The organism is Curtobacterium sp. MCBA15_012, from assembly GCF_001864935.2.
GTDB lineage: Bacteria > Actinomycetota > Actinomycetes > Actinomycetales > Microbacteriaceae > Curtobacterium.
The window spans coordinates 2,426,252-2,438,806 of the sequence record NZ_CP126267.1 but is presented as its reverse complement, the minus strand read 5'-3'; the positions used below and the strand labels follow the sequence as shown (position 1 = coordinate 2,438,806).

Sequence of the window (12,555 nt, the reverse complement as noted above, 5' to 3'; positions counted from 1 at the left end):
AGCCCGCCCGCGACGGGACCGGCGTCCCGGGGACCGGGGGAGTGCGACCGTGGAGTTCGCGGTCGCACTGCCCGTCGTCACCCTCGTGGTGCTCGGTCTCGTCACCGCGGTCGTCCTGGTCGACCGCGTGGGCCGGATGCAGGCCGCCGCGGGGGCGGCGGCGCGCGCGCTCGGCCGTGCCGACGAGGCGGCCGCGACCCGGGCGGTCAGCACCATCGCCCCCGGTGCGAGCACCACGGTCAGCCGGGTCGACGGCATCGTCTGCGTCGACGTGCACGGCAGCGCCGGCGGCCTGTTCGCCGCGGTGCCCCTGCGCGCCACCGGCTGCGCGGCGGACGGCGGCCGGTGAACCGCGGGCTCGCGCGGTCCGAGCGCGGTTCGGCCACGGTCGTGCTCGTCGCCGCGGTCGCACTGGCGTTGCTGGTCGGCTCGGCAACCGTCCTCGGCGCCCGTTCCCGGGTGCTCGGCGTGCAGGCCCAGGTGGCCGCGGACGCCGGGGCGACCGCGGCCGCCGCTGCCGCGGTCGGTCGGGTGCCGGGGCGTCCGTGCGCCGTCGCCGACCGTGTCGTCGCGGCCGGCGGTGCGCGGTCGACCTCCTGCGAGACGGCGGGCGCGACCGCGCGTGTCGCCGTCGAGACCGGCTCCGGACCGTTCGTCGCCGACGCGGTCGCCGTCGCCGGTCCCGCCACCGGGTCGCCCGAACACAGTGTGTATGGTGTGCACGTCGGCCCCCGGTCACCGTCGTCCCGGTCGACCCGGACCTCGTTGCGGTCCAGGGCCGGCGCGCACCATCGATCAAGGAGTCACGTGCCAGGCACGAAGAAGCTCGTGATCGTCGAGAGCCCCGCGAAGGCGAAGACGATCGCGCAATACCTCGGTGACGGATACGAGGTCCAGGCGTCAGTCGGACACATCCGCGACCTCGTCGAGCCCAAGAACCTCCCGGCGGAGCTCAAGAAGGGCTCGCTCGGCAAGTTCTCCGTCGACGTGGACAACGGCTTCGAGCCCTACTACGTGGTGTCCGACGCGAAGAAGAAGACGGTCTCCGAGCTGAAGCGGGCGTTGAAGGACGCCGACGAGCTCTTCCTCGCGACTGATGAGGACCGCGAGGGCGAAGCCATCGCGTGGCACCTCCTCCAGGTGCTCAAGCCCAAGGTCCCCGTGAAGCGCATGGTGTTCCACGAGATCACCAAGGAGGCCATCCAGCGTGCGCAGGAGGCCACCCGGGAGCTCGACACGGCGCTCGTCGACGCGCAGGAGACCCGGCGCATCCTCGACCGGCTCTACGGCTACGAGGTCTCGCCCGTGCTCTGGCGCAAGGTCGGTCCCGGCCTGTCCGCCGGCCGTGTGCAGTCGGCCGCGACCCGTCTCGTCGTGGACCGCGAGCGCGAGCGCCTCGCGTTCGTCTCGGCGAACTACTGGGACCTGACCGCTCGGTTCGAGAAGGTCGGGGACACCGCGTTCACCGCGCGGCTCGCCCGGCTCCAGGGGACCCGCGTCGCCTCGGGCCGCGACTTCGACGACCGCGGCACGCTCAAGGGCGAGGCCGTCCGGCTCGACGAGGCGTCGGCCGCCGCGCTGACGACCGTCCTCGAGCAGGCCGGCGACGCCGTCGTCCGCAGCGTGGAGTCGAAGCCCTACACGCGCCGTCCCGCAGCGCCGTTCACGACCTCGACCCTGCAGCAGGAGGCGGCGCGCAAGCTCCGCTTCTCCGCCCGTCAGACGATGAGCGTCGCGCAGGGGCTGTACGAGAACGGCCACATCACCTACATGCGTACGGACTCGTCCTCGCTGTCGCAGCAGGCCGTGACCGCCGCCCGCAAGCAGGCCTCGGCGCTGTACGGCCCGGAGACGATCCCGGACAAGCCGCGCAGCTACAGCGGCAAGAGCAAGAACGCGCAGGAGGCGCACGAGGCGATCCGCCCCGCCGGCGACACCTTCCGCACGCCGTCCGAGATGAACGGCGTCCTCCGCGGCAACGACTGGAAGCTCTACGACCTGATCTGGAAGCGCACCGTCGCGTCCCAGATGGCGGACGCCAAGGGATCCACGGCGTCGGTGGTCCTCGGGATCACGTCGTCCGACCCGGTCGCCGGGGTCGCCGCCACGGCGAACGGCACCGACGCGGAGTTCACCGCGTCGGGCACCGTGATCACCTTCCGCGGCTTCCTCAACGCCTACGAGGAAGGCCGCGACGAGGACCGCCACGCCGGCGGGGCCGACGGCGCGGACGCCAAGCTGCCGCAGATGGCGCAGGGCGACCACCTCGGCGTGAGCGAGGTCGAGGCGAAGGGGCACGACACCTCCGCACCCCCGCGCTACACCGAGGCGAGCCTCGTCAAGACGCTCGAAGAGCTCGGGATCGGTCGTCCGTCCACGTACGCGGCGATCATCTCGACGATCATGGACCGCGGCTACGTCACGCAGCGGGGCAGCGCTCTCGTCCCGAACTGGATCGCGTTCAGCGTCGTCCGGCTCCTCGAGGACCACTTCTCCGACCTCGTGCAGTACGACTTCACCGCGAGCATGGAAGAGGACCTCGACCGCATCGCGAGCGGTGAGGAGGACCGGTCCGACTGGCTCAAGGAGTTCTACTTCGGCGGCGGCGACCACCGCGGGCTCCGGACCGTCATCGACAACCTCGGTGAGATCGACGCGCGCGACATCAACTCGGTCGAGCTCGCCCCCGGCCTGACCCTGCGCATCGGTCGCTACGGCCCCTACATCGAGGTGCCGAGCGACGACCCGGAGAAGCCCCGACGGGTGAACGTCCCGGAGGACCTCGCGCCCGACGAACTGACGGTCGACAAGGCCAAGGAACTCGTCGACGCGCCCGTGCTCGGGGACCGCGTGGTCGGTGTGAACCCGGAGACCGGCAAGGAGGTCCTCGCGAAGGACGGCCGGTTCGGCCCGTACGTCACCGAGCGCACCCCCGAGCCCGAGCCGGTCGTCGACCAGGCCACGGGCGAGGTCGTCGAGACCCCGGCTGCGACGGCCGACGCCGCAGCGGCGACGGACGGCACGACCGCGGCGAAGACGACCGCGAAGAAGGCCCCGGCGAAGAAGACCACGAAGAAGCCCGCCGCGCCGAAGGAGCGCACGGCGTCCCTCTTCAAGTCGATGGACCCGCAGACGGTCGACCTCGAGACCGCGCTCAAGCTCCTCGACCTGCCTCGCGTGGTGGGCAAGGACCCGGAGTCGGGTGAGGACATCACCGCGCAGAACGGTCGCTACGGCCCGTACATCAAGAAGGGGACGGACACCCGGACCCTCCCGAGCGAGGACGCGATCTTCGACGTCGACCTGCCGGGCGCGCTCGAGCTGTTCGCGCAGCCGAAGTACGGCGGACGCAAGGCCGCGACGGCAGCCCTCAAGGAGTTCGACGCCGACCCCGTGTCCGGCAAGCCGATCAAGGTCAAGGACGGCCGCTTCGGTCCGTACGTGACCGACGGCGAGACGAACGCGACCATCCCGCGTGGCGAGGACGTCGAGACCGTCGACCACGAGCGTGCGATCCAGCTGCTCGCGGACAAGCGTGCCAAGGGTCCGGTGAAGAAGAAGGCGCCGGCCCGCAAGCCGGCCGCCAAGACGGCCAAGAAGAAGTGACCGGCAGCTTCATCACCCTCGAGGGCGGCGACGGCGCCGGCAAGACGACGCAGGCCGCCCTCCTGACCGACTGGCTCGGGGCGCACGGCCGGACCGTCGTGCGCACCCGGGAGCCGGGCGGCACGGACCTCGGGCAGCGGATCCGCGAGATCGTCCTCCACGAGCGCGGTCACGTCGCCCCGCGTGCCGAGGCCCTGCTGTACGCGGCCGACCGGGCGCACCACGTCGAGACCGTCGTCCGTCCGGCGTTGGCCCGCGGCGAGGTCGTGCTCCAGGACCGCTACGTCGATTCCTCGGTGGCCTACCAGGGCGTGGCGCGTGACCTCGGCGCCGAGCAGATCCGTTCGGTGTCCGACTGGGCCGCGGACGGGCTGGTCCCGGACCTGACCGTCCTGCTCGACCTCGACGTCACGGTCGGACGAGCGCGCGTGTCCGCGGCCCGGGGAGACACCTTCGACCGTCTCGAGTCCGAGGCGGCCGTGTTCCACGAGCGGGTCCGTCGCGCCTTCCTCGACATGGCCGCCGCGGAACCCGCGCGGTTCCTCGTCGTCGACGCCGCCGCCGACCCGGACGTCGTGCAGCAGCACATCCGGGAGGCCGTCGCTCCGCTCGTCGGGATCGCCGAGGAGGACCCGTCGTGACGGTGGTCGACGGCAGGATGGCGTCGTGAGTGTGTGGGACGGCCTGACCGGGCAGGACGACGCGGTCGCTGCGCTCCGCAGCGCCGCCGAGGGTCCCGAGGACACCGGCGGCATGACCCACTCGTGGCTGATCACCGGTCCGCCCGGGTCGGGTCGCTCGAACGTCGCCGCCGCGTTCGCCGCCGCACTGGTCGGTTCCGGCCCGGACGACGACCACACGCTGCGCCTCATCACCGCCGGGACACACCCCGACGTGTCGGTGCTGACCACCCAACGGGTCATCATCACCATCGAGGAGATCCGCAAGCTCGTCACGTCGTCGTACTACTCGCCGTCCGTCGGGCGCTACCGCGTCGTCATCGTCGAGGACGCGGACCGCATGACGGAGCGCACGTCGAACCTCCTGCTCAAGGCGCTCGAGGAACCGCCTGAGCGCACGGTCTGGATCCTCTGCGCGCCGAGCGAGGCCGACCTCCTCCCGACGATCCGGTCCCGCGTCCGCTCGGTCCGGCTGCGGGTCCCCGGCATCGACTCGGTCGCCGACCTCATCGTCGCGCGGACCGGGGTCGACCGGGAACTCGCCACCGACGCCGCGCGGCAGGCACAGAGCCACATCGGCATGGCGCAGCGCCTCGCGACGAGCGCGGACGCCCGTGACCGGCGTCGCCGGACGCTCACCACCGTGCTGCGCGTCCGGTCCGTGGGCGACGCGGTCCTCGCGGCCGCGGAACTCCTCGCGGTCGCCGACGAGGACGCGAAGGCCATCACCCAGCAGCGCGATGCCGAGGAACGCGACGCCGCCCTCCGCTCGCTCGGCGTCGAACCCGGCGGGACCGTGCCGCCGGCACTCCGATCGCAGTTGCGCGCGATGGAGGAGGACCAGAAGCGTCGTGCGACCCGGAGCCTGCGCGACGGGCTCGACCGCATCCTGGTCGACGTGTCCTCGCTCTACCGCGATCTCCTGCTGCTCGGCCTCGGCGTCCCGACGGAGCCCGTCAACGAGTCGATGCGCGCCGAGCTCGACCGCGCGCTCGACGCCGTGCCGCCCGCTTCGGCACTCGAGGTCCTCGACGCGGTGTCCCTCGCGCGGAACCGGATCGCGGCGAACGTCGCGGCGCTGCTGGCCCTCGAGGCACTCCTCGTCACGGTCGCCCGCGCGACCCGCTGAGCCGTCCGCACCGGCCGGGAACGGTCCGCCACGCACGGGCTCCCGCCCGTTTCGCGTTCACCCGCCCCGGCCTGTATAGTCGTCTCCCGTGCCACTCCGGCAACGGAGTGTCCGCCGCCTTAGCTCAGTCGGTAGAGCGATTCACTCGTAATGAATAGGTCGTCGGTTCGATTCCGACAGGCGGCTCCGCCACGAAGCCCCGTCCGCACCGGTCACCACCGGAGCGGCCGGGGCTTCCGTCGTCTCAGCAGGAGTCGTCTCAGCAGGAGTCGTCTCAGCAGCGTCGTCCCGGCGGGGGCGTCCCGGAACCGGCGGGGGCGTCCCGGAAGGCGTCGTCCCGGCGTGGGCGCCTCCGCGGGCGTCGTCCCCACGGCCCCACGGCCATCCACCACCGTCCTGGTAGACAGGACCCATGACGGTTCGCTGGGGAGTCATCGGCACGGGTGGCGTCGCCCACTCCTTCGTGGCGGACTGCACCGCCGCGGGCATCACCTTCGTCGCGGTCGGCAGCCGCAGCCAGGAGCGGTCCGATGCCTTCGCGGCCGAGCACGGCATCCCGCACGCACACGGGTCGTACGAAGCGCTCGTCGCCGACGACGAGGTCGACGCGGTCTACGTCGCCACCCCGCACTCCCGGCACGCCGAGGACGCCCTGCTCGCGATCGGCGCGGGCAAGCACGTGCTCGTCGAGAAGGCGTTCACCATCACCGCGGCCGAGGCCCGACGCGTGGTCGACGCGGCCCGCCGCGCGGACGTCGCCGTGATGGAGGCGATGTGGACCCGCTTCCTCCCGCAGTCCCGGATGATCCGGCAGGTCCTGGCCGAGGGTCGCATCGGCCGTCCGCGGGTCGTCGAGGCCACCCACCACCAGGCCCTGCCGAGTGATCCGGCACACCGGCTCAACGACCCCGCGCTCGGCGGTGGCGCGATGCTCGACCTCGGCGTCTACCCGATCTCGTTCGCGGTCGACGTGCTCGGCGTCCCGACGGCCGTCAGCGCGTCCGGCACCCTGAGCGAGCAGGGGGTCGACACGCAGATGGGCGTCGTGCTCACCCACGAGGGCGGCGCGCAGTCCGTGCTCCACTTCGCCCTCGACGTCCGCAGCCCGAACACGGCGTCGGTCATCGGCGAGGACGGCCGCATCGACGTCGACGCCACCTGGTACACGCCGACGACGTGGCGGATCCGGGACCGGGACGGTGCGGTGGTCGAGGAGTTCGACGGTCGCGAGGAGCTCGCGGGCTACGCCCACGAGGCACGTGCGTTCGAGGAGATGGTCACCTCCGGGACGCACGAGGGCGGTCCGATGGACCCCGAGGAGACCGTCGCCGTGATGGCCGTGATGGACGAGGCCCGTCGGCAGGTCGGCGTCCGCTACGCGGCCGATGCGGAACCGGGTCTGGAGGCTCCTCCCGCTGTTCCGTAGGATCGGTCACGATGTCCGACCAGCAGCCCTCGCCGCAGTCCGTCCCCGACCGCGTCCGCGCGACGGTCGCCGCCCTGCGGGCCTCCGTGGCCCGGCGTCCCGTCCCGTGGATCGCCGGTGCGCTCGCGGGCGTCCTCGTTCTCGGTTCCGGCGGCGCGGTGGCCGTGGCGTCGGCGACGATGCCGGGGGACCGGACGGATGGTGGCTCCACCGCGGCAGCCGGAGCGCGCGCGACGCGTCCGGCCTCGGCGACCCCGACACCCACGCCGACGCCGACCGCGGACACGCGTGCCCTCCCCGCCACCGTGGGCGGACCGGACCCGCTGCGGACGTGCACGATCGACGCCGAGGCGTCCGCGCCCGGCCTCGGTGCCTTCGAGGGGTACGTCATGAACGCGGCGACGGGCCAGGTGCTGTTCTCGCGCAAGGGCGACCAGCCGGCGCAGACCGGCAGCGTGATGAAGACGCTGACGACGGCGACCGCCCTGTCGGTCCTCGGGGGCGACCACCGCATCCCGACCACCGTGACGAAGGAGTCGGACGGCACGATCGCGATCGTCGGACACGGCGACGCCACCCTCTCGGTCGGCGGCGGCACCGTGTACCCGGGTGCGCCGACCCTCGCCCAGCTCGCGCAGCAGGTGAAGGCCTCGCTCGGCGACGCTCCGGTGTCGACCATCGTCACCGACGACACGTACTGGAACGACAGCGACGCCTGGGATCCGACCTGGCCGGTCAGTGAGCGGACGATCGGGTACCAGCCCGAGGTCACCGCCCTGATGGTCGACGGCGACCGGGCGAACCCCGCGGCCGCCACCTCGCCGCGGTCCACCGACCCGGTCGGCCGTGCGGGCGCCGCGTTCCGCACGGCACTCGCGAACGCCGGCGTGGTGGGCGCCGGGAACGCGCAGATCGTGCAGCGCGCGACGACGAGCTCGGACACCATCGCGACGGTGTCCTCGCAGCCCGTCTCGACGCTCGTCGGGCAGATGATCCCGAACTCCGACAACACGCTCGCCGAGATGCTCGCTCGTGTCTCCTCGAAGGAGTCCGGCTCGGACGGTTCGGCGGCGTCCCTGACCGGCGTGTACCAGAAGGCCCTCGCGTCCTACGGCGTCGACCCCGCGGGCATCGTCATCAAGGACGGTTCGGGGGAGAGCGCGTCGAACGCCGTCTCGCCGGACTTCGTCGCGCACCTCATGGTCCAGGTCGCGGCCGGGTCGAAGGGCCTCGGCACGCTGGCGCAGTCGCTGCCGGTGGCGGGCCAGTCCGGGACGCTCGCGAGCCGCTTCACGGGAGCGAACGCGGTGGCGCGGGGCAAGGTGCACGCCAAGACCGGGTGGATCGACAGCGCGAACACCCTCGGCGGGTACATCGACGCCGCGGACGGCACCCGGCTGACGTTCGCGTTCTACGCCATCGGGTCGTCGCGAGCGGCGGCGCTCCCGGCCCTCGACGCGGTCACCACGGCCGCCTTCCGGTGCGGCGGGCAGCTCACCGGCTCCTGATCCGCGTTCGCCGTCCGCGGAGTCGACGGCAGGTCGTGGCCGGGCCCCACGGACGCGGAGCCGGCGGGTGCAGGATGGACGCATGGCCAGGGCACTGCTCGTCGTCGACGTCCAGAACGACTTCACCGAGGGCGGTGCACTCGGGGTGACCGGTGGTGCCGCACTCGCGAAGCGCATCAGCGTCTTCCTCGGTCGGCACGCCGACGAGTACGACCTGGTCGTCGGATCGCGTGACTGGCACCACGGCGACGACGACAACGGCGGGCACTTCGCCGGGCCGGCGGGTCCGGACTTCGTCGACACGTGGCCCGCGCACTGCGTCGGCGGTACCGAGGGCGCGGCGTACCACCCCGACCTCGACACGAGCGTCGTCGACGTCGACGTGTACAAGGGCCAGGGACGGCCGGACTACTCGGCGTTCCAGGCGGTCACCGAGGACGGCACGCCGCTGCCGGAGCTCCTGGCCGACCGGCGGGTGACCACGGTCGACATCGTCGGCATCGCGACCGACCACTGCGTCCTCGCGTCGGCGCTCGACGCGCGCGCCGCAGGGTTCGACGTCGCCGTGTACGAGGACCTCGTCGCGGGCGTCGACCCGGACCGGAGCGCCGCCGCGCTCGACGACATCAGGGCGGTCGGCGGGCACGTCGACCGCAGCGACACGGACGAGGTGCTCGCGAGCCCCGGAGGAGCAGTACTGTGACCGACACCACCGACACGGACCCGACGACCGCGGACGCGGCCGCCCCCGGCACCACGACGACCGTCGCCGACGAGCACGTCTCGGTCGACGGCGTCCCGACCGGCCTGTTCATCGGCGGCCGGTGGCGGGCGGCGTCCGGCGGTGCGACCTTCCCGGTCCGCGACCCCTCCACCGGTGCGGTCCTCGCCGAGGTCGCCGACGCGACGCCCGAGGACGGCACGGCGGCCCTCGACGCCGCGGCCGCAGCGCAGGCGGGATGGGCTGCGACGCCGCCGCGCACGCGCTCCGACGTCCTGCGCCGCGCGTTCGAGCTGGCGCACGAACACGAGGACGACCTCGCGGCCCTCATGACGCTCGAGATGGGCAAGCCGCTCGCCGAGTCGCGCGGCGAGGTCGCGTACGGTGCGGAGTTCCTCCGCTGGTTCTCCGAGGAGGCCGTGCGCATCCACGGCGACTACCGCACGAACCCGGAGGGCACCGGACGCGGCATCGTGCTCCGCCGGCCGGTCGGCCCGGTCTACGCGATCACCCCGTGGAACTTCCCGCTCGCGATGGCCACGCGCAAGATCGGCCCGGCGCTGGCCGCCGGCTGCACGGTGGTCCTCAAGCCCGCCGAGCTCACCCCGCTGACGACGCTGTTCCTGGTCGAGCTGTTCCGTCGCGCCGGGCTCCCGGACGGGGTCCTCAACGTCGTCCCGTCGCTCGACGCGAAGGGGCTCTCGGCACCGCTCCTGGCCGACCGCCGCCTGCGCAAGCTCACCTTCACGGGGTCGACACCGGTCGGTTCGGCACTCCTCAAGCAGGCCGCCGACACCGTGCTCAGGACGAGCATGGAGCTCGGCGGCAACGCGCCGCTGCTCGTGTTCGACGACGCCGACCTCGACGAGGCGGTCGCCGCGGCGATGCAGGCCAAGTTCCGGAACACGGGCGAGGCGTGCACGGCCGCGAACCGCTTCTTCGTGCAGGAGGGCATCGCGGACGCGTTCACCGCTGCCCTCACCGCGAAGGTCGAGGAGCTGCGCGTCGGTCGTGGCACCGAGGACGGCACGACCCTCGGTCCGCTCATCGACGACCGTGCGGTGGACAAGGCCGCCCGGCTCGTCGACGACGCCGTCGCGCGCGGCGCCCGGCTCGTCACGGGCGGGGAGCGGGTCGACCGCCCGGGCACGTACTTCGCACCGACCGTGCTCGACGACGTCCAGCCGGGGTCCGACGTCCTGACGACCGAGATCTTCGGGCCCGTGGTGTCGATCACCCGCTTCGCGACCGAGGAGGAGGGTGTCCGCCTCGCGAACGACACCGAGTACGGCCTGGTCGCCTACGCCTTCACGTCGGACCTCCGTCGTGGGCAGCGCCTGGCCGAGCGGCTCGAGACCGGCATGCTCGGCCTGAACACGGGTGTGGTGTCGAACGCCGCGTTCCCGTTCGGCGGCGTGAAGTCCTCGGGGCTCGGCCGTGAGGGCTCGCACGAGGGCATCGAGGAGTACCTGGAGTCGGTGTACGTCCTGACGCCCGACCCCTTCGCCGCCTGACCCGTCGCCGGGGCTCGCCACCCCGGGGCCGGGGGCTCGCCACCCCGGGGCCGGACCGGCCGGGACCGCCCCCGGCGCCTCAGACCAGGAGCTGGTGCTTCGCCAGGTCGCGGTAGAGCGGCGTGGACTGCACGAGCTCGGAGTGCGTCCCGGTCCCGACGACCCGGCCGTGCTCGAGCACGACGATGACGTCCGAGTCGACGACCGTGGACAGCCGGTGCGCGATCACGAGCAGCGTGCGGTCGGTGGCCACGGCGTCGATCGCGAGCCGCATCTTCTGCTCGTTCACGCCGTCGAGCGAGGACGTCGACTCGTCGAGCAGCAGGATCGGGGGAGCGGCGAGGAGCGCCCGGGCGATCGCGAGCCGCTGGCGTTCGCCACCGGACAGCATCACGCCGTCCTCGCCGACCTGTGCGTCGAGGCCCCGCGGGTCGCGGTGCAGGACGTCGCCGAGGTTCACCGCCTCGAGGACGCGCACGCACTCCTGCTCCGAGGCGTCGGGGGAGCCGAGCAGCAGGTTCGCCCGGATCGTGCCCGCGAGCACCGGGGCGTCCTGCTCGACGTAGCCGATCTGGGCGCGCAGCTCCGCGCGGTCGAGCCCGCGGACGTCAACGCCTCCGAGCCGGATCACCCCCGAGGTCGGGTCGTAGAAGCGCTCGATGAGCGCCAGGGTGGTCGACTTGCCGGCACCCGAGGGACCCACGAGCGCGACCCGGGCGCCGCGGGGCACCCGGAAGGAGACGTCGTCCAGCACCACGTCGTCGTCGGCGCCGGCGTCGGTGACCGGCACCGCGCCTCCAGGCCGGGCCGTCCCGCCGGCACCGCCGGCGGCCTCGGATCCGCCACCCGCACCGGCTGCACCGTCCGCACCCGACGCGTCCGCCGTCCGCGCGTACCGGAAGGTGACGTGCTCGAAGGCGATCGCGTCGTCGGTCTCGATCGCCGGTGCGGTGCGGACCGCGGCGTCGTCCTGGTCCTCGGTCGGCAGGTGCAGGATCTCCTCGATCCGGCCGAGCGCCCCGAGCGCCTGCGCGACGGCGACGGCCGCGCCGAGCGCCTGTCCGAGCGGCATCACCATCATGAACAGCAGCAGGATGAACGTGATGAGCGTCGCGATGGTGATCTGCCCGGCGGCGACCTGCGCGCCGCCGACCCCGAGGACGGCGATGAACGCGACCTGCATGACGATGCTCGCGACCGGGACGACGAAGGCCGACATCTTCGCGATGTCGAGCCCGCGGCGGTAGGCCTCGGTGGCGTGGCCGTCGACCTCGGCGACCTCGCGCGCGGTGGCACCCGCGGCACGGATGGTCCGGACGGCGCCGATGCCGCGCTCGACCGCGGCGGTGAGGTCGCCGACCTTCTCCTGCGCGCGCTTCGAGGCGATCCGGATGCGCCGGCTGAGGCCGCCGACGACGACGATCGCGACGAGCACGATGACGACGGTGATGCCGAGCAGCAGCGGGTCGATGACCGCCATCGCGATGATCGCGCCGACGAAGGTGAGCGCTCCGCCGATCGACTCGATCAGGCCCTGGGTGAGCACGGCCCGCAGCAGCGTGGTGTCGCTGCCGACGCGGGACACGAGGTCGCCGGTGCGTCGGGTGTCGAACTCCGAGATCGGCAGGTTGAGGATGCGCGCGATGAGCTTGCGGCGCGTCGCGAGCACGACGCCCTCGCCCGCGCGCTGGAGCAGGAAGTGCTGGACGCCGTTGAGCAGTCCGGACACGAGCACCAGGGCCACGAGCGCCCAGACGAGCACCGAGAGCGTGTGCCCGTGCTGCACCGCGGTGACGACCTGGTTCACGAGCAGCGGCTGCGCGAGGGACGCCCCGGCGCCGAGGACGCTCAGCACGATGATGACGACCATCGCGGGCTTGTTCTCGAACAGGTAGGTCAGCAGACGGCCGAAGCTGGCACGGGGCCCGTCGGACTGCTTCCGGCGTGTGAAGGGGAGGCTCATCGTTCCTG

9 protein-coding genes and 1 tRNA gene are annotated in these 12,555 nt (G+C 72.8%); 9 read left to right on the top strand and 1 reads right to left on the bottom strand.

All coding sequences use genetic code 11. The features are described 5' to 3' along the window. Positions 1-49: 49 nt before the first annotated feature. The 9 genes from QOL15_RS11095 to QOL15_RS11055 all read left to right on the top strand — a co-directional run bounded on the left by QOL15_RS11095 (position 50) and on the right by QOL15_RS11055 (position 10,584). On the top strand, positions 50-349 hold the full coding sequence (locus QOL15_RS11095; protein WP_071248473.1) for a hypothetical protein: 300 nt from the start codon (positions 50-52) through the stop codon (positions 347-349). A 458-nt stretch (positions 350-807) separates the two neighbouring features. Continuing rightward, the gene (gene topA, locus QOL15_RS11090; RefSeq protein ID WP_065960396.1) at positions 808-3,606 is read left to right on the top strand and encodes a type I DNA topoisomerase; all 2,799 of its coding nucleotides are present in this window, start codon (positions 808-810) and stop codon (positions 3,604-3,606) included. Further along, entirely contained in the window at positions 3,603-4,247 is a 645-nt protein-coding gene (tmk, locus tag QOL15_RS11085; protein WP_071248470.1) for a dTMP kinase, read from the top strand. The genes topA and tmk overlap by 4 nt, the downstream gene beginning before the upstream one ends. A 25-nt stretch (positions 4,248-4,272) precedes the next feature. Next, entirely contained in the window at positions 4,273-5,415 is a 1,143-nt protein-coding gene (locus QOL15_RS11080; protein ID WP_065960341.1) for a DNA polymerase III subunit delta', read from the top strand. Between the two features lie 113 nt (positions 5,416-5,528). After that, positions 5,529-5,601, top strand: a tRNA-Thr gene (locus QOL15_RS11075). Between the two features lie 226 nt (positions 5,602-5,827). After that, positions 5,828-6,841 carry a Gfo/Idh/MocA family protein gene (locus tag QOL15_RS11070; protein WP_071248467.1) on the top strand — a complete coding sequence of 338 codons (1,014 nt, stop codon included), beginning with the start codon at positions 5,828-5,830 and terminating at the stop codon, positions 6,839-6,841. 11 nt (positions 6,842-6,852) lie between these two features. Further along, entirely contained in the window at positions 6,853-8,349 is a 1,497-nt protein-coding gene (gene dacB / locus QOL15_RS11065) for a D-alanyl-D-alanine carboxypeptidase/D-alanyl-D-alanine-endopeptidase (RefSeq protein WP_071248464.1), read from the top strand. 82 nt (positions 8,350-8,431) lie between these two features. Beyond that, positions 8,432-9,052 (top strand): isochorismatase family protein, encoded by a 621-nt coding sequence (locus QOL15_RS11060; RefSeq protein ID WP_071248461.1) that lies wholly within the window; start codon positions 8,432-8,434, stop codon positions 9,050-9,052. A 104-nt stretch (positions 9,053-9,156) separates the two neighbouring features. Further along, on the top strand, positions 9,157-10,584 hold the full coding sequence (locus QOL15_RS11055; protein WP_071248568.1) for an NAD-dependent succinate-semialdehyde dehydrogenase: 1,428 nt from the start codon (positions 9,157-9,159) through the stop codon (positions 10,582-10,584). A 79-nt stretch (positions 10,585-10,663) separates the two neighbouring features. Here the strand turns inward: QOL15_RS11055 and QOL15_RS11050 are convergent, their stop codons facing one another. Next, a complete protein-coding gene (locus QOL15_RS11050; RefSeq protein WP_071248458.1) occupies positions 10,664-12,547 on the bottom strand; it encodes an ABC transporter ATP-binding protein in 1,884 nt (627 codons plus the stop codon). Positions 12,548-12,555: the final 8 nt, after the last annotated feature.